The 20,452-nt window shown below is 64.9% G+C and carries 17 protein-coding genes; 12 read left to right on the plus strand and 5 right to left on the minus strand.

Features of this window, described 5'->3' with window-relative positions; genetic code table 11:
• Positions 1-116 precede the first annotated feature (116 nt).
• Together secG and tpiA are read right to left on the minus strand one after the other, a co-directional pair.
• Positions 117-500, minus strand: a complete 384-nt coding sequence (secG, locus tag DXH78_RS18455) for a preprotein translocase subunit SecG (RefSeq protein WP_115518730.1) — start codon at positions 498-500, stop codon at positions 117-119.
• A gap of 154 nt (positions 501-654) precedes the next feature.
• A complete protein-coding gene (tpiA, locus tag DXH78_RS18460; RefSeq protein WP_115518731.1) occupies positions 655-1,413 on the minus strand; it encodes a triose-phosphate isomerase in 759 nt (252 codons plus the stop codon).
• 189 nt (positions 1,414-1,602) lie between these two features.
• On the opposite strand from tpiA, the gene DXH78_RS18465 reads away from it, so the two are divergent.
• The 10 genes from DXH78_RS18465 to lexA all read left to right on the plus strand — a co-directional run bounded on the left by DXH78_RS18465 (position 1,603) and on the right by lexA (position 12,082).
• A complete protein-coding gene (locus DXH78_RS18465; protein WP_115518732.1) occupies positions 1,603-3,513 on the plus strand; it encodes a SurA N-terminal domain-containing protein in 1,911 nt (636 codons plus the stop codon).
• 15 nt (positions 3,514-3,528) lie between these two features.
• Complete coding sequence (gene trpE / locus DXH78_RS18470) at positions 3,529-5,046, plus strand: anthranilate synthase component I (RefSeq protein ID WP_115518733.1); 1,518 nt, start codon at positions 3,529-3,531, stop codon at positions 5,044-5,046.
• 222 nt (positions 5,047-5,268) lie between these two features.
• Positions 5,269-6,270 carry a tryptophan--tRNA ligase gene (gene trpS / locus DXH78_RS18475; RefSeq protein ID WP_115518734.1) on the plus strand — a complete coding sequence of 334 codons (1,002 nt, stop codon included), beginning with the start codon at positions 5,269-5,271 and terminating at the stop codon, positions 6,268-6,270.
• A 60-nt stretch (positions 6,271-6,330) separates the two neighbouring features.
• Positions 6,331-6,807 carry a cupin domain-containing protein gene (locus DXH78_RS18480; protein WP_115518735.1) on the plus strand — a complete coding sequence of 159 codons (477 nt, stop codon included), beginning with the start codon at positions 6,331-6,333 and terminating at the stop codon, positions 6,805-6,807.
• A gap of 111 nt (positions 6,808-6,918) precedes the next feature.
• Complete coding sequence (locus DXH78_RS18485) at positions 6,919-7,569, plus strand: anthranilate synthase component II (RefSeq protein WP_115518736.1); 651 nt, start codon at positions 6,919-6,921, stop codon at positions 7,567-7,569.
• Between the two features lie 10 nt (positions 7,570-7,579).
• The gene (gene trpD, locus DXH78_RS18490) at positions 7,580-8,605 is read left to right on the plus strand and encodes an anthranilate phosphoribosyltransferase (protein ID WP_430727508.1); all 1,026 of its coding nucleotides are present in this window, start codon (positions 7,580-7,582) and stop codon (positions 8,603-8,605) included.
• Between the two features lie 60 nt (positions 8,606-8,665).
• The gene (gene trpC / locus DXH78_RS18495; protein ID WP_115518738.1) at positions 8,666-9,478 is read left to right on the plus strand and encodes an indole-3-glycerol phosphate synthase TrpC; all 813 of its coding nucleotides are present in this window, start codon (positions 8,666-8,668) and stop codon (positions 9,476-9,478) included.
• 5 nt (positions 9,479-9,483) lie between these two features.
• Positions 9,484-10,020, plus strand: a complete 537-nt coding sequence (gene moaC, locus DXH78_RS18500; RefSeq protein WP_115518739.1) for a cyclic pyranopterin monophosphate synthase MoaC — start codon at positions 9,484-9,486, stop codon at positions 10,018-10,020.
• 2 nt (positions 10,021-10,022) lie between these two features.
• On the plus strand, positions 10,023-11,231 hold the full coding sequence (locus DXH78_RS18505) for a molybdopterin molybdotransferase MoeA (protein ID WP_115518740.1): 1,209 nt from the start codon (positions 10,023-10,025) through the stop codon (positions 11,229-11,231).
• Between the two features lie 137 nt (positions 11,232-11,368).
• On the plus strand, positions 11,369-12,082 hold the full coding sequence (gene lexA / locus DXH78_RS18510) for a transcriptional repressor LexA (RefSeq protein ID WP_115518741.1): 714 nt from the start codon (positions 11,369-11,371) through the stop codon (positions 12,080-12,082).
• 12 nt (positions 12,083-12,094) lie between these two features.
• On the opposite strand, the gene DXH78_RS18515 is transcribed toward lexA, so the two are convergent.
• Positions 12,095-14,362 carry a ComEC/Rec2 family competence protein gene (locus DXH78_RS18515; protein WP_115518742.1) on the minus strand — a complete coding sequence of 756 codons (2,268 nt, stop codon included), beginning with the start codon at positions 14,360-14,362 and terminating at the stop codon, positions 12,095-12,097.
• A 111-nt stretch (positions 14,363-14,473) separates the two neighbouring features.
• Positions 14,474-16,174 carry a glutamine--tRNA ligase/YqeY domain fusion protein gene (locus DXH78_RS18520; RefSeq protein ID WP_115518743.1) on the minus strand — a complete coding sequence of 567 codons (1,701 nt, stop codon included), beginning with the start codon at positions 16,172-16,174 and terminating at the stop codon, positions 14,474-14,476.
• Positions 16,175-16,312: 138 nt separating this feature from the next.
• Between DXH78_RS18520 and gltX the strand changes: the two genes are divergently transcribed.
• A complete protein-coding gene (gene gltX / locus DXH78_RS18525) occupies positions 16,313-17,737 on the plus strand; it encodes a glutamate--tRNA ligase (protein WP_115518744.1) in 1,425 nt (474 codons plus the stop codon).
• A gap of 207 nt (positions 17,738-17,944) precedes the next feature.
• On the plus strand, positions 17,945-19,255 hold the full coding sequence (gene gltA / locus DXH78_RS18530) for a citrate synthase (RefSeq protein WP_115518745.1): 1,311 nt from the start codon (positions 17,945-17,947) through the stop codon (positions 19,253-19,255).
• 75 nt (positions 19,256-19,330) lie between these two features.
• On the opposite strand, the gene DXH78_RS18535 is transcribed toward gltA, so the two are convergent.
• Positions 19,331-20,452, minus strand: coding sequence for an ABC transporter permease (locus tag DXH78_RS18535; protein ID WP_115518746.1), 1,122 nt, complete (start codon positions 20,450-20,452; stop codon positions 19,331-19,333).

The following is a 20,452-nucleotide window of genomic DNA, read 5'->3' on the forward strand; positions in this document are numbered from 1 at the left end:
AGCGCTTGCATCGATTCTTTCATGCCGTTTCGGGGCGCGGCCGGACGATCGGCGCCTCCGGATCTCTCTGACAGTCCCCAAAGTGAAAGGGCCGGAAGTTCCGGCCCTTCTGGCTGCTATTTCGATTGCGGGACCTGCGGGCCCGACGGTGTCGCCGGCTGGCCGCCTCCGAGCTGATTGAGCAGGCCTCCACCGCTGCCGCCAAGCGGCGGCGCCGAACCGGGTGCGCTGGCCGGAGCCGGCGTGCTGCCCTGAAGGATGGAGGTCGGCGCCCGGTTCATGCCGGCCAGGATCGAGAGGATCAGGCTGGTGGCAAAGAACAGGCCAGCGAGGATCGCGGTCGTCCGCGTCAGAACGTTGGTGGTGCCGCGGCTCGACATGAAGTTGCCGCCGCCACCGCCGCCAATGCCGAGTCCGCCGCCTTCGGAGCGCTGAAGCAGCACCACGCCGATCAGGGCGAGAACCAGCATCAGGTGAATGACAATGATGACGTGCTGCATCTCAAAACGTCCGTTCGCAAAATTCGTTGAAGCCGGCAGGCCAGGCTGCCAATTCCGGCGCGTTCAGCCCGCTATATAGGAATTCGCGGCGGTCTCTACACGATCGCGCCGGCGATTTCCACCCGTCCGGCCCGCCGCGCCAGATTTGCCCTGTCTAGCGGTAAACCTCGGCGATTCCGAGGAAATCCGTGGCCTTGAGGCTCGCCCCGCCGACCAGGGCGCCGTTGACGTCGGTAATGGTCAGCAGTTCCTTGGCATTGGAGGGCTTTACGGAGCCGCCATACAAGATACGGACGCCCGCTCCGGCCGCCCCGAAGCGTCCAACGAGCGTCTTGCGAATGAAGGCATGAACCTCTGCGACGTCCGCCGGCGTCGGCGTCAGCCCGGTGCCAATGGCCCAGACGGGCTCATAGGCCACGACCAGATTGGCCACCGTCGCACCATCCGGCAGCGAACCGGCGAGTTGTCCGCCGACCACATCGAGCGTCTTGCCGCTTTCGCGCTCGGCGCGCTGTTCGCCGACGCAGACAATGGCGGTCAGACCGGCACGCCAGGCGGCTTCGGCCTTGGCTTTGACGTCGGCGTTGCTTTCCTTGTGATCGGCGCGACGCTCGGAGTGGCCGACAATCACCGCTTTGCAGCCGGCATCCGCCAGCATCTCCGCCGAGATGTCACCGGTATGCGCGCCTGATGGCTTGGCGTGGCAATCCTGACCGCCGATCTCGACTTTCGAGCCGACGGCAACCGCAGCAAACGTCACGGCAAGCGTTGCCGGCGGACAGATCATGAGATCGGTCTTCGGCCACAGGTCGCCCGCGCCTGCCATGATCTTGCCGAACTCGGCGGCAGAGGCCTTCATGCCATTCATCTTCCAGTTGCCCGCGACCAGCGGCCGAATTTGTCCCGACGCCATTGGCTATCACCCTGTTTCCGCCCGAAATTCCATCTGCGGTTAGCAAAGGTGGCCTGCCTGCGCCATAGTGTCCTTGCGACGCACGTCACGTCGGCGCTTGTTCTCCGTGGCGTTGCAAGGAGTTGGCCCCCTCCCTATAAGGGCCCGACCGTTATTTTCCCCGATCTTCAGGACAGACACGGAACGCCCATGCTGCGCGGAATTCATAAAGCCTCGTCCACCTGGCTCGGCAAAGCCGTGATGGGCGTCATCATGGGCTTCCTGATCCTGTCCTTTGCAATCTGGGGCATCGGCGACATTTTCCGTGGTTTCGGCGCCAATTCGGTCGCCAAGATCGGCGGCACCGATATTTCGATCGAGCAGTTCCGGCAGTTCTACACCGACAAGCTGCAGCAGCTTGGCCAGCAACTGCGCCGCCCGATCACGCCGGACCAGGCGCGCGGTCTCGGCCTCGATCAGCGCTTCCTCGGCCAGATGCTGGCGGAAAGCGCGCTCGACGAAGAAGCGCGTTCGCTCCGCCTCGGCCTGTCGGACAAGTCTATCGCCGAGCGTGTCATGACCGATCCGAACTTCAAGGGGCTCAACGGCCAGTTCGACCGCGGCCGCTTCGAACAGATCATCCGCAATGCCGGCTTCAGCGAACAGCGTTACGTCGCCGAGCAGCGCAACGTGCTGCTGCGCCGTCAGATCGCGCAGAGCGTCAGCGGCGAATTGCCGGTGCCGCAATCCATGCTCGATGCCGTCAACCGCTACCAGAACGAACGCCGCTCGATCGAATACGTCGTGCTCGGCGCGGCGCAGGCCGGCAATATTCCGCAGCCAAGCGATGAGGAGCTGACCAAGTATTTCGACGCCCGCAAAGTCCAGTTCCGCGCGCCGGAGTATCGCAAGGTGACTCTGGTGTCGCTGACGCCTGCCGAGCTTGCCAAGCCGGACGCCATTTCGGATGCCGACGCCAAGGCCGTCTACGACCAGCGCAAGGACAGCTTCGGCGTGGCGGAGAAACGTGAGGTCCGCCAGATCGTGTTCCCGAAGGCCGAAGACGCAGCGGCCGCGGAAGAGAAGATCAAGAAGGGCGCGACCTTCGACGACATCGTCAAGGAGCGTGGCCTCAATCCCGCCGATACCAATCTCGGCCTGGTGACGAAGCGCGACATTATCGATGCGGCGGTTGCGGATGCGGCCTTCGCGCTGCCGTCCGGTCAGGTCAGCGCGCCGATCAAGGGCACGTTCGGCACCGTCCTGGTCAGTGTCGGCAAGATCGAGCCGGGCTCGCAGAAGACCTTTGAGGAGGTCGCGCCGCAGATCAAGCAGCAGCTTGCCGAACAGCGCGTGCGCAACGAGATCAACGATCTGCGTGACAAGATCGAGGACGAGCGCGCCGGCGGCGCGACGCTCGCCGAAACCGCCAAGAAGCTGAACCTGAAAGCGACCGAAATCGAGGCCGTCGATCGCTCCGGGCGCGCGATGGACGGCACCCCGGTCGCCGCCATTCCGCGCTCGCCCGATGTGATCGGCGCGGTGTTCGGCAGCGATATCGGCGTCGACAGCGAGGCCCTGCAACTGCCCGACGGCGGCTATCTCTATTACGACGTCGCCGCCATCACGCGCTCGCGCGAGCGCACGCTCGACGAGGTCAAGGATCAGGTGACGGCGCGCTGGCGCGCTGAAGAACTGGCCAAGCGCCTGCAGACGACCGCCGACGACATGCTCGGCAAGGTCAAGGGCGGTATGCCGCTCGCGCAGCTCGCGAGCGAAAACGGCCTTCAGGTCGAAACGGTGTTCGGCCTGCAGCGCGGCAAGGCCGCCGGTGGTCTGCCCGCGTCGGTGTCGGATGCAGCGTTCAAGATCGCCAAGGACGCGTTCGGTGTTGCCGACAGCGACGCTGGCGATCGCCGCTACGTCTTCCGCGTCACCGAGGTGAGCGTTCCGCCGATCGACCCGCAGGCCGCCAGCCCCGATCAACTCAAGGCGAACCTGCAGTCGTCTTACGCGGACGATGTCATCGGTCAGTACCTCGCCCGCCTCGAAGCCGATCTCGGCGTGAAGATCAACCAGCAGGCGGTCAACCAGGTCGTCGGCGGACAGACCAACCAGTAACCGCGGCGATCCGCGATGCAGATTGAACCATCCGAAATCGCCTTCGCGGAACGTTACGACCGCGGCGAGCCTCAGGTGGTGTGGACCACCCTTGTCGCCGATCTGGAGACGCCGGTTTCGGCGTTCCTCAAGGTCGGCGGCGGCAAGCCGATGAGCTTCCTGCTCGAGTCCGTCGAAGGCGGCGCCGTGCGCGGCCGCCACTCGATCATTGGCATTGAGCCCGATGTCATCTGGCGCGCCAATGGTATCAGGGCCGAAATCAACCGCGCGGCGCGCAACAAACCGGACGCCTTCGCGCCCTGCCCCGAGCAGCCGCTGGCGGCGCTCCGTGCGCTGATTGCCGAGAGCCGTATCGATCTGCCCGAAGCGTTGCCATCCATGGCCGCGGGCGTGTTCGGCTATCTCGGCTACGACACGGTGCGCCTGATCGAAGAACTGCCGGCGGTGAAGCCCGATCCGATCGGCATTCCCGACGCCATCATGGTGCGGCCAACCATCGTCGTCGTATTCGACGCGGTGAAAGACTCGATCACGGTCGTGACGCCGGTGCGGCCTGAGAAAGGCGTCGATGCCAAAGTGGCGCTGACGCGTGCGGCCGAACGTTTGTCCTCGGTGGTCGATGCGCTCGACCGTCCGCTCGACAAGGCGCTCGCCGAATTCGACGACGGGCCGCTCGACGTGGCGCCGGTATCGAACACCACGCCCGCCGAATACGAAACGATGGTGAAGAAGGCCAAGGAGTACATCGCCGCCGGCGATGCGTTCCAGGTCGTGCTGGCACAGCGCTTCGAGGCACCCTTCAAGCTGCCGCCGTTCTCGCTTTATCGTGCGCTTCGCCGCACCAATCCCTCGCCTTATCTGTACTTCCTTGATTTCGGCAGCTTCGCCGTCTCGGGCTCGAGCCCCGAAATTCTGGTCAAGGTGTCGAACGACGTCGTCACCATCCGCCCGATCGCCGGTACAAGACCGCGCGGGCTCACGCCGCACGAGGACAAGGCTTACGAGACCGAATTGCTCGCCGATCCGAAAGAATGCGCCGAGCATCTGATGCTGCTCGACCTCGGCCGCAACGATGTCGGCCGCGTCTCGTCGATCGGTTCGGTGAAGGTGACCGACAAGTTCTTCGTCGAGCGCTACAGCCACGTCATGCACATCGTCTCGAACGTCGAAGGCAAGCTCGATCCGAAATACGATGCCCTCGATGCGCTCGCCGCCGGCTTTCCGGCCGGCACCACTTCCGGCGCACCGAAAGTGCGGGCGATGGAAATCATCGACGAACTCGAGAAAGACAAACGCGGCCTCTATGCCGGCTGCGTCGGTTACTTCTCGGCGGCCGGCGAGATGGACACTTGTATCGTGCTGCGCACCGCTTTGGTAAAGGACGGCACGATGTATGTGCAGGCCGGCGCCGGCATCGTCGCCGATTCCAATCCGGCTTCCGAACAGCAGGAATGCGTCAACAAGGCGAAGGCACTGTTCCGCGCCGCTGAAGAAGCCCGGCGCTTTGCCAGCGCCGCCAAACGCGGACAGTAACAGCGCCGGCTGCACAGCATCTGCCTGACGCCATGTATTGACCCGTATCCCCATGTGGACTAGGGAGCTTGCCATGAACCGTACGACGATCATCGCCAAGCTTTGGTGGCCGGCCTGCTGACAGGGCGGCCGGACGTTTCATGCATCTGGGGCCGCCGCAAGGGCGGCCTTTTGTTTTGATGATCCCCTCTGCGGCGTCCTCTTCATCTCACGAGGACACCCATGACCAAACCCGTCGTTCTGACAGGCGACCGCACCACCGGCCCGCTGCACATCGGCCACTATGCCGGATCGTTGCGCAATCGCCTGCGGTTTCAAGACAGCCACGAACAATTCCTACTGCTCGCCGACATGCAGGCCCTGACCGACAATGCTCACGATCCCGACAAGGTGCGGCACAGCTTGATCGAAGTGACGCTGGATTACCTTGCCGTCGGCATTGATCCGGCCAAGACCACGATCTGCCTGCAATCCCATCTGCCGGCGCTAGCCGAGCTGTCGATGCTCTACCTGAACTTCGTCACCGTTGCCCGGCTGGAGCGGAACCCCACGATCAAGGATGAGATCCGCAGCCGCGGCTTCGGCCGCGATATCCCCGCGGGCTTCCTGTGCTATCCGGCGGCGCAGGCGGCGGACATTACCGCGTTCAAGGCGACTGTCGTGCCCGTCGGCGAGGATCAGGCGCCGCTGATCGAACAGACCAACGAAATCGTGCGCCGCATCAACGCGACCGCCGGACGGACCCTCCTGCCGGAAGCGCAAGCCGTCATTCCGCCAGTAGGCCGGCTGCCAGGCGTGGACGGAAAAGCGAAAATGTCGAAATCGACCGGCAACGCCATCGCACTTTCGGCCTCGCCGGATGAGATCGCGGCAGCGGTGAAGGCAATGTTCACCGACCCTCAACATCTTCGGGTCGAAGACCCCGGACAGGTGGAAGGCAATGTCGTCTTCACCTATCTGGATGCTTTCGACGAGGATCGCGCCACGCTGGAACACTTGAAAGCGCAGTATCGGCGAGGCGGATTAGGCGACAGCAAGATCAAGCGCCGCCTCGAAGACATCCTGCAGGCGCTGATCGCGCCGATCCGGGAGCGACGGGCGCAACTCGCGAAAGAGCCGGCCTATGTTCTCGACGTGATCCGCAACGGCACGGCAAAGGCGCGCAGCCGGACCGAAGCTACCAAGCGCGACGTTGTCGAAGGCCTCGGCCTGTTCGTATTGTAATCCGGTATAGAACCAGGCCATCATTTTCCGACAGGCGGCCAGCGGCCGGGAGAGACGACCATGACAGATCACGATCATTCCCATGAGCCGAAGTGGAAGCACGATGGCGTTCGCGTCGTCCCGGGCAATTCGCTCGATCCGAACACCGCGTCGACGCCCGGCATGGACCGCAAGGCCGCCATCAACGCGGCGCGCGTCGGCGCGCAGAAGCTTTGGGCCGGCACGGTCCATATCCACCCGAATGCCAAGACCGGCGCGCATCATCACGGCGAGCTCGAAAGCGTGATCTACGTCATTCGCGGCAAGGCGCGCATGCGGTGGGGCGAGAACCTCGAATTCACCGCCGAGGCCGGTCCGGGCGATTTCATCTACGTGCCGCCTTTCGTGCCGCATCAGGAAATCAACGCCAGCCCGGACGAGGTGCTGGAATGCGTTCTGGTCCGCTCCGACAACGAGGCGGTGGTGGTCAATCTCGACATCGAACCGGTCGAAAAGCCGGAAAACGTGGCTTGGATCGATCCGATCCATAAGGCCTAACTGTCCGTCATTCCGGGGCGCGGCGGTCAGGCCGCGAACCCGGACGGTGCGGACACCCGCCTTGACCCCTCCCTCCCCAAGCCTTTAAGACCTTGGCCGGGCTTGGAAAACATGATCGTCCTGATCGACAATTACGACAGTTTCACCTTCAACCTCGTCCATTACCTGGGCGGGCTGGGGGCGGACGTCGTCGTTCACCGCAACGACAAGATTGCCGTCGATGACGTGATGGCGATGGCGCCGGACGGCATCGTGCTGTCGCCCGGCCCCTGCACGCCAAACGAAGCCGGCATCTGTCTCGACCTCATCAAGAAGGCTTCGCCGACCATTCCGATGTTCGGCGTCTGCCTCGGCCACCAGGCCATGGGCCAGGTGTTCCGCGGCAAGGTCATCCGCGCGCCGCAGATGGTTCACGGCAAGGTCTCCGAGATCAGCCACGACGCCACCGGCGTTTTCCGAGGCATCAATGGGCCGTTCAAGGCGACGCGCTATCACTCGCTCATCGTCGAGCGTGGCTCGCTGCCCGCCGAGCTGCGCGTCAACGCGCAGACCGCCGACGGCCTTGTCATGGGCATGGCGCACAAGACGCTGCCGCTGCATGGCGTGCAGTTTCATCCGGAAAGCATCGCATCCGAACACGGCCACCTGATGCTCCAGAACTTTCTGGAGTTGGCGGCCGCGTGGAACAAGAAACAGGGCCGCGTTTCGATCGCGGCATCGCCGAATGCCGGTGCGCGTGCGCCGGCGCATCTGGCGGGTTGAGGAGACGACCGTGGCCGACGAATTCAAATCGCTGATTGCCAAGGTCGCAACCGGCGCGAGTCTTTCCCGCGACGAAGCTGCCAACGCCTTCGACCGCATGATGTCCGGCGAAGCCACGCCGTCGCAGATGGGCGGGCTCCTGATGGCGCTGCGCGTGCGCGGCGAAACCGTCGACGAAATTACGGGTGCGGTCACGACCATGCGCGCCAAGATGCTGGGCGTGAAAGCGCCCGCCGATGCTGTCGATATTGTCGGCACCGGCGGCGATGCCTCGGGCTCCTATAACATCTCGACCTGCGCGGCCTTCGTGCTGGCCGGCGCCGGCGTGCCGGTCGCCAAGCATGGCAACCGTGCGCTGTCGTCGAAATCGGGCTCCGCCGACGTGCTGGGCGCGCTTGGCGTCAAGATCGACCTCACCTCCGACCAGGTCGGCCGATGCATCGCCAAGGCCGGCATCGGTTTCATGTTCGCGCCGGCGCATCATCCGGCGATGAAGAACGTTGGCCCGACGCGGGTCGAACTGGGCACCCGCACCATCTTCAATCTGCTCGGGCCGCTGTCGAACCCGGCCTCGGTCAAACGGCAGATGATCGGCACTTTCTCCAAGCACTGGGTCGAGCCGATGGCGCAGGTGCTCAATAATCTCGGCTCCGAGAGCATCTGGGTCGTGCACGGCTCCGACGGTCTCGATGAGATCACCACCTCGGGTTCGACCACTGTTGCCGAACTCAAGGGCGGCAAGATCCGCACCTTTGAGATCACTCCGGAAGATGCCGGCCTGTCCCGGGCCAAGCCGGAAGCGCTGAAAGGCGGCGATGCCGAGACCAACGCCAAGGCCCTGCTCGACGTGCTCAAGGGCAAGCCGGGGCCGTTCCGGGACGTCACCATTCTCAATGCGGCGGCGGCGCTGATCGTCGCCGGCAAGGCCAAGGACCTTAAGGAAGGCGCCGCGCTCGCCGCCCAGTCGATCGATTCCGGCGAAGCCGAGGGTCGGCTTGACCGCCTGATTGCAGTATCCTGCGCCACCGAGGAGTAGCCGCGTGATCCCCAAAAGTGGACACCGGTTTTTGGACAAGATCACGCGGTAGAAAAAATCGTGGCCGATATCCTCAAGAAAATCGAAGCCTACAAGCGCGAGGAAATCGCGGCGGCCAAGCGCGTCCGTTCGCTCGCCGACCTCGAGGCGCAGGCCAAGGCCCTGCCGCCGGCGCGCGGGTTCCTGCGCGCCATTGAGAGCCGCATTGCCGCCGGCGATTACGCGCTGATCGCGGAGATCAAGAAGGCCAGTCCGTCCAAAGGGTTGATCCGCGCCGATTTCGACCCGCCGGCGCTCGCCAGAGCCTATGAGGCCGGCGGTGCCGCCTGCTTGTCGGTGCTGACCGACGCGCCCAGCTTCCGGGGCAAGCCGGAGTTCCTCACCGCCGCCCGCGAGGCGACCAAGCTGCCGGCCTTGCGCAAGGACTTCATGTTCGAGCCGTACCAGTGCGCGGAGGCCCGCGCCTGGGGTGCTGACTGCATCCTGATCATCATGGCGTCGGTCGATGACAGCGCCGCCGCCGAACTGGAAAGTACAGCATTTTCATATGGCATGGACGTCTTGATTGAAGTTCACGCAGAAGATGAACTTGACCGCGCCCTGAAGCTGAAATCCCGGATGATCGGTATCAACAACCGGGACCTCCGCACCTTCGAGACCTCGCTCACGGTCAGCGAGCGCCTTGCGCCGCTCGTGCCCAAGGATCGCCTCATCGTCGGCGAAAGCGGGATTTTCACGCCGGCCGACCTCGCCCGGTTGGAGGCGGTCGGCATTTCGACCTTCCTCATTGGCGAGAGCCTGATGCGGCAGGCCGACGTCGCTGCCGCGACTCGCACTTTGCTCGCCAGACCCAGCCACGCGGCCGCGGAGTAACGACAATGGCCAAAGCCAAACCGAAGGCGAAGGCCGTGAAGCCAAAGACGAAGCCGATATCGGGCGCGAAGCTCAGCCACATCGACCAGACCGGCAAGGCCAACATGGTCGACGTTTCGGCCAAGGCGCCGACCGAGCGCGTCGCGCGCGCCGAGGGCCGCGTCATCATGCGCAAGGAAACGCTGGACGCTGTCATCGCCGGCAACGCCATGAAGGGCGATGTACTCGGCGCGGCAAGGCTCGCTGGCATCATGGCAGCCAAACACACGCACGGCCTGATCCCGCTGTGTCATCCGCTGCCGATTACCAAGGTGGCGGTCGATATCTTTCCGGAGCACAGCTTTCCGGGCTTCCTGGTACAGGCGACCGTCAAGGTCACCGGCAAGACCGGCGTCGAGATGGAGGCGCTGACCGCGGTCTCGATCGCCTGCCTCACCATCTACGACATGGCCAAAGCCATCGAGAAGTCGATGCGCATTGAGGGCATCCGCCTGCTCGAAAAGACCGGCGGCAAGTCGGGACCGTACAAGGCGGAAGCGTAACAATGGCCCTGATGCCGGTCGCCGAAGCGTTGGCGCGGGTGCTGGCCGACACCGCGGCACTGGGCACCGAAGACGTTCCGTTGAGCGATGCGCCGGGCCGCGTTCTCGCCGAAGACCTGACCGCCTTGCGTACACAGCCGCCCGCCAATGTTTCGGCCATGGATGGTTACGCCGTGCGCGCCGACGACATCGCCAACGCGCCGACACCGCTCAAGGTGATTGGCGAGGTCGCCGCCGGCCATCCCTTCTCTGGCCGCATCGGCCAAGGCGAAGCGGCGCGCATCTTCACCGGCGGCGTGCTGCCGGATGGCGCCGACACCGTCGTCATCCAGGAGCTCACCCGCCGCGACGGCGATAAGGTCACGGTCGAGAAAGCCACCTCCAAAGGCCGCAACGTCCGCTACGCCGGCATCGATTTCAAACAAGGCGCCGTGCTGCTCGCCAAAGGGCGGTTGCTGACCGACCGTGACGTTATGCTGGCGGCCGCGATGAACCACCCGCGGCTGCGGGTCCATCGCCGGCCCGTAATCGCTGTGCTCGGCACCGGCGACGAACTGATCCTGCCTGGCGGCGAGCCCGGCCCCGGCCAGATCGTCTATTCCAACGGCTTTGCCTTGTCGGCGCTGGTCCGCTCGGCGGGTGGCGACGTAATCGATCTCGGCGTTGCCCGCGATACGCTGGACGATATCGGTGTCCGCATTCGTCGCGCCCGCGACGCCAAAGCCGACGTGCTGCTCACCAGCGGCGGCGCCTCGGTCGGCGACCACGATCTGGTGCAGAAGGCGCTGGCCGCCGAAGGGCTCGATCTGTCGTTCTGGCGCGTCGCCCTGCGACCGGGCCGGCCGATGATGCACGGGCGGCTCGGTCCGATGCATGTGCTCGGCGTGCCGGGCAATCCGGTATCGTCTTACGTCTGTGCTTTCCTGTTTCTGCTGCCGCTGCTGCGCACGCTGTCGGGCCGCTCCGATGTCGTCCCCCAGTCCGAACCGGCCCTTCTCGGCCGCGATCTGCCTGCCAATGACGAGCGTGCCGACTACCTGCGCGCTACGCTGGCGATGGGCCCGGACGGACTGATCGCCACGCCGGTCGCCAATCAGGACAGTTCCCTGATGGCCCCGTTATCGCAGGCGGACTGCCTGTTGATTCGTGAGCCGCACGCCCCCGCGGCCGGGGCCGGCAGCCGCTGCCGCATCCTTAAGTTCGGGTTTTAGCGGCCTCTCGACTTGTTCACGTCAAATTAAGTGGTTGCGGAACACATATCGAACAGATAGTGTCCGTTCATGCTTTGTTTCGGATGATTCCGCGCCAATCAGGCCGCGGAGTCGCCGCGACCGGAGGCCCACAAGCGATGCTAACGCGCAAACAATTCGAACTCCTGCGGTTCATCCACGAACGGTTGACCGAAACCGGCGTACCGCCCTCCTTCGATGAAATGAAGGATGCGCTGGACCTGCGCTCGAAATCGGGCATTCACCGTCTGATCACCGCTCTGGAAGAGCGTGGCTTCATCCGCCGCCTCGCCAACCGCGCCCGCGCCATCGAGGTGATCAAGCTGCCGGATTCGGTCCAGCACGGCCTTGGCGGCGGCGGCAATGGCCGCGCCCGTGGCTTCAACCCCAGTGTCATTGAGGGCAATCTCGGCAAGGCCCGGCCTGTCGTCACCGAAGACGATGCGACACGGCCGATTTCGGTGCCGGTCATGGGCCGCATCGCCGCCGGTACGCCGATCGAGGCGATCCAGCAGCGCAGCCATGTCATCAACATGCCGCCCGAGCTGCTCTCGAACGGCGAGCATTTCGCGCTGGAAGTGCGCGGCGACTCGATGATCGACGCCGGCATTCTCGACGGCGACATCGCCCTCATCCGACGCTCCGAGGGTGCCGACACCGGCGATATCGTGGTGGCGCTGATTGACGACGAGGAGGCCACGCTGAAGCGCTTCCGCCGCCGCGGCGCTTCCATCGCGCTCGAGCCGGCCAATGCCGCTTATGAGGTGCGTATCCTGCCGCCCAACCGCGTGCGCATCCAGGGCAAGCTGGTGGCGATGTTCCGGCGGTACTGACCGTCAGCCCCGCTAATCCCCCGCTTCCAGGTCCTCCGTCGGCGGCGTCGCATCCCGTTGCGGGCGGCGCGCACCGGTTGATCCGGCTTCGCCGGCCGCCAGCACCGTGCGCGCCCTCGCCCAGGGCCGGTCTTGCGTCGGCGGCCGCGCTACCTCGATATCGAAGCCGTCCCCGTTGCGGTAAAGCGCGGCTGCGCCGTGGCGCCGCCACGCCGCCCGATCGATGAGCCGCGCGTCGCATTGGCCCGGCGCCGTGCGCGACGACAGAACGACAGCGGCGCGTGCGCAGTCCTCGGCAAAGGCGTCCACCGACGCGGCGAACGCGACCACGCGGCCGTCACGCAGTATCGCGGTGCAGCCCATGGCATCGCAGCGGACGCCGTCTTTGAGGCTGGCATGGTCGGCGCTGCGCATATCACCATCGGCCGCCAGCCATTCCTTGATCGCGAAGCCGTCGCGCCCCCGCTGCAGAATAACCCATCGCCCGGCCGCGCCCCGGACTGCCGCGGTCTGTCCGTCGCTTGCCATCAACACATCGGGCTGCGGCGTCGCCAGCGCCCAAATCGCTGACAGCGCTACGCAAGCAGCGCCGCTCCAGCGCAATGGCGAGCGCAGCAGGCACAGCAGCAGCAGCCCCAGGGTCACCAAGAGCAGCGGCGCGATACCGAAAGCCGGCATCGGGCCGACTGCGCCGGGCAATTGCGTCACCCACAGCGCCACCGCGATCATCCAGTCGAGCCCGAGCCCCATCAGCTTCCAGAACACGGCATCGAAGCCGAAAGGCATTGTGAGCGCGCCGGCAACGCCCATCGGCATGACGAGCACCGAGACCACCGGCATGGCCAGCAAATTGGCGATGACGCCGTAAGGCGCGATACGATGAAAGTGATAGGCGGCGAACGGCGTGGTGGCGAGGCCCGCGACCAGCGAGGCCAGGATCAGCGCGGCAATTTCGCGCCCACCCCACAGGGCGATGCGGGCGGCGAGCGGGCTCTCCGCGCCGGCCTGCCAGCGCAGCGAGATCTGATAGCCGGCGACCAGCGCCAAGGTCGCAGCGAACGACATCTGGAAGCTCGGATGCACCACCGCTTGCGGCGTCAGTGCCATGACAACCAGCGCGGCGACGGTCAGGGTGCGGAAGGTGATTGCCGGGCGATCGGCCATCACGCCGACGAGCACGATGGCGACCATGATGTAGGAGCGCTGCGTCGCTACCTCGGCGCCGGACAGCATCAGATAGAACGTCGCCGCGCCGAGCGCGCCCAAGGCTGCCCATTTCTTGATCGGACGACGCAGCGCCAGCGCTGGAAAGATCGCCAGCACGGCGCGAATGGTGAAGAACACCATGCCGGCAACAACCGCCATGTGATAGCCGGAGATCGACAGCACATGCGCCAGGCTCGAGACATACATGGCGTCGTTGACCGGCTGTGAAATCGCGTCGCGTGTGCCGGTGATCAGCGCCGAGGCGATCGAGCCGCGATCGCCAGGCAGGATGGCGCGGATGCGATTATCCATGCTGTCGCGCAGGGCATCGAAGAACGTTGCATAAGACAGCCACAGCCCGCGCGCGACCGGCGCGGCTTCGTTACGGATGCGGCCGAGCACATAGCCCGAGGCGCCGATCTGCTGGAAATACAGATCGCGCGCGAAGTCATAGCCGCCGGGCCGCAGCGGCTCGAGCGGCGGCGCCAGATACGCCTTGAACGCGACGAACGCGCCGACGGCAGGCGCCGTGCTCTTGCGCACCGACACCCGCACGCGCTCCGGTTTTTCGGTGATGCGCGGCGCCTCGAATTTCTGGACGCGGACGACGATGCGGTCGCTGCGCGCCCGCTCCTCGCGGACTTCGACAAAGCCGGAGACTTCGGCGGTCCATGTCGCGCTGCGCAGAATGGGATGCGCGATGCGCGCACTGTGGAGCGTAGCAATGGCAAAGCCCGCGGCCAGCGCGGCGACGCCGAGCGCCAGCGGAAATCCAACCGGATGCTTGCGCGCCGCAAACGTCATCGCCAGCGCGGCAAGGGCCGCCGCCGTCGCGGCCCACCACATCGGCTCGCGATCGGCGGCGAAATAGACGGCAATGCCGCAGCCGAACGCCACCGGCAGCCATGGCAGCAGGCGGCCCGGCGCCACCTCGGCGGTGACCCAGGCCGCCAGGTGCTTGCCCGCTTGGACATTGAATGCATCGAGTCCGGCGGGCCAGACACCTGCCCGACGGCCCGCCGCGGCGACGCCTGCCACAACCGCTTTCGCCCGATTTTCCGGCGATGGAGCCACGACGCCGCCCCCGACGCTACCCGCAACCGGAGATCAGACTAGCGCAGCTCTGGGTTGCAGATTAGAGGAACGGTTGTGAACGGACCAGTCCCCGGGGCAAATGCAACTCGTCTACCCCTTCGCCACATCCTTGGCGTAGGTGTCGCGCAGGCCGATGGTGCGGTTGAACACCAGTTTGCCGGGCGTGCTGTCGCGGTCGATGACAAAGTAGCCCTGGCGCTCGAACTGGATGGCGTCGCCGCCCTTGGCGCCGGCCAGCGCCGGTTCGACCCGCGCATCGCTCAGGACCTCAAGCGATTGCGGATTGATCCCCTTGGCGAAGCTCTCGGGGTCCGCGCTCGGGTCCGGATCGCTGAAGAGCGTGTTGTAGAGCCGAAGCTCTGCCGGCACCGAATGCTCGGCCGACACCCAGTGGATGGTCGCCTTGACCTTGCGGCCGTCCGGCGAATTGCCGCCCTTGGACGCCGGATCGTAAGTGCAGCGCAGTTCGGTGACATTGCCGGCCGCGTCTTTCACCACCTCCTTGCAGGTGACGAAGTAGGCATAACGCAGCCGCACCTCGCGCCCGGGCGCCATGCGGAAGAACTTCTTCTCCGGCACTTCCATGAAATCGTCGCGCTCGATGTACAGCTCGCGCGTGAACTTGAGTTTGCGTGAGCCCTGCGTCTCATCGTCGGGATGATTGACGGCCTCGATCTCCTCGCCCTCGCCTTCCGGATAATTTTCGATCACGACCTTCAAGGGGCGCAGCACCGCCATGCGGCGCGGCGCGGCGCGATTGAGCACTTCGCGGATCGAGAAGTCGAACATGCCAAGATCGACGGTGCTGTTGGCTTTCGCCACGCCGACGCGCTTGATGAAATCGCGGATCGCTTCCGGCGGCACGCCGCGGCGGCGCAGGCCGGCGATGGTCGGCATGCGCGGATCGTCCCAGCCGGAAACGTGGCCGCCCTTCACCAGACCGTTGAGGATGCGCTTCGACAGCAGCGTATAGGTGATGTTGAGGCGGGCGAATTCATACTGATGCGGCGTCGAAGGCACCGACAGGTTCTGGATGAACCAGTCATAGAGCGGGCGGTGATCCTCGAATTCCAGCGTGCAGACCGAATGCGTGATGCCTTCGATGGCGTCCGACTGGCCGTGGGCGAAATCGTAAGACGGATAGATCTTCCAGGTATCGCCGGTGCGCGGGTGATGGGCATGGATGATGCGGTAGAGCACCGGGTCTCGCAGGTTGATGTTGCCGGCGGCCATATCGATCTTGGCGCGCAGTACGCGGGCGCCGTTCGGGAACTCGCCGGCCTTCATGCGCGCGAACAGGTCGAGGTTTTCCTCGACGGGGCGGTCGCGAAACGGCGAGTTCCGGCCCGGCTCGGTCAGCGTACCGCGATTGGCCCGCATCTCCTCCTGGGTCTGGTCGTCGACATAGGCCTTGCCGGCCTTGATGAGGTCGACAGCCCAGCCATAGAGCCGGTCGAAATAATCGGAGGCGAAATAGAGGTGCTTGCCCCACTCGAAGCCGAGCCAGCGCACGTCGCGCTCGATGGCATCGATATATTCCTGCTCTTCCTTGGCTGGGTTGGTGTCGTCGAAACGCAGGTGGCAGCGGCCGCCGAATTCCTGCGCGATGCCGAAATTCAGGCAAATCGACTTGGCATGGCCGATGTGCAGGTAGCCGTTCGGCTCGGGGGGGAAACGGGTGACCACCTCGGCGATCTTGCCGGCGCCAAGATCGCCCGCCACGATGTCGCGAATGAAGTCGCGTCCCGCGCCCTCGGTTTCGCCTGCCGCCACCTTGTCGTCGCTCGCCATGCTGGTCTTTCAATCCTGCGTATCGAACCTGAGCCGACCGCCCGACCGGGCGGCAGCCAGAGCTTCCAATGACGTGGCGCTTACCTCGATGTCAAATGGCTTGAGACCTGCCCCCATACCTGTGGTAGAGGGCGCGCGATGAGCGACCCCGTTATCACCCGTTTCGCGCCCTCCCCGACCGGCTTCCTCCATATTGGCGGCGCCCGCACGGCTCTGTTCAATTGGCTTTACGCGCGGCACTGCGGCGGGAAAATGCTGCTGCGAATCGAGGATACCGACCGCGAGCGCTCGACCGACGCGGCCATCGCCGCCATCATTGACGGCCTGACCTGGCTCGGCCTGACCTGGGACGAAGAGCCTGTATTCCAGTTCTCCCGCGCCGCCCGCCACCGCGAGGTGGTTGACGGGATGCTCGCCGCCGGCACGGCCTATCGCTGCTATGCGACGCCCGAAGAGTTGACGGCCATGCGCGACAAGGCTCGCGCTGAGGGCAAGTCCAAGCTCTACAACGGCCTGTGGCGCGACCGCGACCCGTCCGAGGCGCCGGCGGGCGTCAGGCCCGCGATCCGCCTGAAGGCGCCGCTTACCGGCGAGACTGTGATCGAGGATCAGGTGCAGGGCCGCGTCGTCTGGGACAACGAGAATCTCGACGACCTGGTGCTACTGCGCTCGGACGGCAACCCGACCTACATGCTTGCCGTCGTGGTCGACGACCACGACATGGGCGTCACTCATATCATCCGCGGCGACGATCATCTGACAAACGCCGCCCGGCAGAAACAGATTTACGAGGCGCTCGGCTGGTCGGTGCCGGTCATGTCGCACATCCCGCTGATCCACGGACCGGACGGCGCCAAGCTCTCCAAGCGCCACGGCGCGCTCGGCGTCGAGGCGTACCGCGCGATGGGCTACCTGCCGGCGGCGCTGCGCAATTATCTGGTTCGGCTAGGCTGGTCGCATGGCGACCAGGAAATCTTCACGACTGAAGAAATGGTCGCGGCCTTCGACCTGCCGGCCATCGGCCGCGCGCCGGCGCGGCTCGATCTCGTCAAGCTCGACAATCTCAACGGCCATTACATCCGCCAGATGCCGGATGCCGAGCTGGTCGAGGCGCTGGAACAACTTTTGCCTCACATCGCCGGCGGCGATGCGCTGGCCGGCAAATTGACCGGTGAGCTGCGCGAAAAGCTCCTCCTCGCCATGCCGGGTCTGAAAGAGCGCGCCAAGACGCTGATCGAATTGTTCGAGGCCTCGCGCTTCCTGTGGGCCGACCGTCCGCTCGCGATCAGCGAGCAGGCCAAAGCGCTGCTCACGCCGGAGGCCAGGGCCGTGCTGGCGCGGCTGGTACCGGCGCTCGAGGCGGTCGGCGAATGGAACGGCCCGGCGATCGAGGCCGTGGTTCGCAGCTTTGCCGAAACCGCTGCGGTCAAGCTCGGCGCTGTGGCGCAGCCCTTGCGCGCTGCCTTGACTGGCAAGACCACATCGCCGCCGATTTTCGACGTGCTCGCCGTACTCGGCCGGACCGAGAGCCTGGCGCGGCTGCGCGAGCAGGCGGCGGCCTGACCGCCTTTTTTACGCCGCGTCAATCTTTTGATCACGGATTTCATGCCCATATGCGGGGCAGCCCCCGCGTATGCCCGATCTTGCAGCGCACACACGGATGGGCTACCGAAATGAAGCCGGACGCGTCCTTCCCCGGGCACCGCTCCATCCGGCTTTTAGACTTAAGAATAAAGCGCTTCGCCGCTGTCAAAATCCGAGGGCTCGACCATGGACGCCAAAACGGACGCCACCCAAGCAACCGGCTCGATCACCGTCGGTAACAAGAATATCGATCTGCCGATCTACAAGGGCACCATCGGTCCGGATGTGCTCGACATCTCCAAGCTCTACGGCCAGAGCGGGATGTTCACCTACGACCCCGGCTTCACCTCGACCGCGAGCTGCGAGTCCAAGATCACCTACATCGACGGCGATGAAGGCGTCTTGTTGTACCGCGGCTACCCGATCGAACAGCTCGCCGAGCACGGCGACTTCCTCGAGACCTGCTATCTGCTGCTGTACGGCGAACTGCCGACCGCCGCGCAGAAGGCGGACTTCGACTACCGCGTCACGCGCCACACCATGGTGCATGAGCAAATGAGCCGCTTCTTCCAGGGCTTCCGTCGCGACGCGCATCCGATGGCGATCATGACCGGCTCGATCGGCGCGCTGTCGGCCTTCTATCACGACTCGACCGACATCTCGGACCCGACGCAGCGCATGATCGCGTCGATCCGCATGATCGCCAAGGTGCCGACGCTCGCGGCCATGGCCTACAAATATTCGGTCGGCCAGCCCTTCGTTTATCCGAAGAACGAGCTCGACTACTCGACCAACTTCCTGCGCATGTGCTTTGCGGTGCCGGCGGAAGAGTTCAAACCGAACCCGGTGCTGGCACGCGCCATGGACCGCATCTTCATCCTGCATGCCGACCACGAGCAGAACGCCTCGACCTCGACGGTGCGTCTGGCGGGTTCTTCGGGTGCCAATCCATTCGCCTGCATCGCAGCCGGCTGCGCCTGTCTGTGGGGCCCGGCGCATGGCGGCGCCAACGAAGCCGCGCTCAACATGCTGTCCGAAATCGGCTCGGTCGACCGCATTCCGGAATTCGTGCGGCGCGCCAAGGACAAGAACGACAGCTACCGCCTGATGGGCTTCGGCCACCGCGTCTACAAGAACTACGATCCGCGCGCCAAGATCATGCAGAAGACCTGCCACGAGGTCCTCGCCGAGCTCGGCATCAAGGACGATCCGTTGCTCGACGTCGCCATGGAACTCGAGCGCATCGCTCTGCACGACGACTACTTCATCGAGAAGAAGCTGTACCCGAACATCGACTTCTATTCGGGCATCACGCTGAAGGCGATGGGCTTCCCGACCACGATGTTCACCGTGCTGTTCGCCGTCGCCCGCACCGTCGGCTGGATCGCGCAGTGGAAGGAAATGATCGAAGATCCGAAGCAGAAGATCGGTCGTCCGCGCCAGCTCTACACCGGCGCCGCCACGCGCGATTACGTGCCGACCTCGCGGCGCAAGTAACCGCTTCAACGTCTGTCACAAGATCATGGCCGGGCCTCGCTGCCCGGCCATTTTCATACTCAGCCGTTACTGGCGTCAGACCATCTCACCGATGGCCTTGCGGAAACGTGCGAGCGCCACGCCGAACAGCACGCCGCCGATGACGATCAGCGCCAGCAACTGCGGCCACACCACGGCGAGGCCGGCGCCGCGGAACAACACCGCTTGCGACAGCATGATGAAATGCGTCGTTGGCGCCGCCAGCATGATGGTCTGAACGACAGTCGGCATGCTCTCGCGCGGCGTCATGCCGCCCGACAGCATTTCCAGCGGCACGATGACCAGGATCACCAGCAGGGCGAACTGCGGCATCGACCGCGCCAGAGTGGCCAGCACGATGCCGAGCGCGGTGGTGGCAAACAGGTTGACGGCGACGCCGGCCAGCAGCAGTGCGAGCGAGCCATGGATAGGCACGCCGAGCATGCCCTGCACGACCAAAACCAGTGCCGCCGTCCACGCGACTATCACGACGCCCGCCATCGCCCATATTTTGCCGGCCATGATTTCGAATGGCGTCACCGGCATGACCAGCAGGTGCTCAATGGTTCCATGCTCGCGCTCGCGGATCAGCGCCGCGCCAGTCAGGACAATGGACAGAAGGGTGACCTGATTTATGACCTCGATGACCGCGCCGAACCAGGACTTGTTCAGAGCCGGGTTGTAGCGAATGCGCAGCGCGAGATCGACCGGTAGCACGGTCGCCGCCCGGTAATGCTGAAGGAATGCGGCAACCTCGGTGGCGACGATGGTCTGGATGTAGCCCGCGCCCGTAAAGGCCTGGCTGACACGCGTCGCGTCGACGTTGAGCTGAATGTCGGGCGTGCGGCCGGCCAGCACGTCGCGCTGGAAATTGGGTGGGATGCCGAGCGCGAAGGTAATTGAGCCGTTGTCCATCCGGGCGTCCATCTCCGCAGCCGTAATGAGCGTCGGCGGGTTGAAATGCGGCGGATAGAACGCAGCCACGAGACGTGTCGACAACGCCGAGCGGTCCTCGTCAACGATGGCGATCGAAGCCTTGTTGAGCGTTTCGGGCATGGCGGTGGCGGCCGTGTAGATTGCTCCAGTGAAGGCGTAGACGATGAGCGCCAGCATGACGCGGTCGCGGCCGAGGCTGCGCAGTTCCTTGATGCCGAGGTTGACGATGTTCGCCAGCCGCAT

It is taken from the genome of Undibacter mobilis, assembly GCF_003367195.1.
Lineage (GTDB): Bacteria > Pseudomonadota > Alphaproteobacteria > Rhizobiales > Xanthobacteraceae > Pseudolabrys > Pseudolabrys mobilis.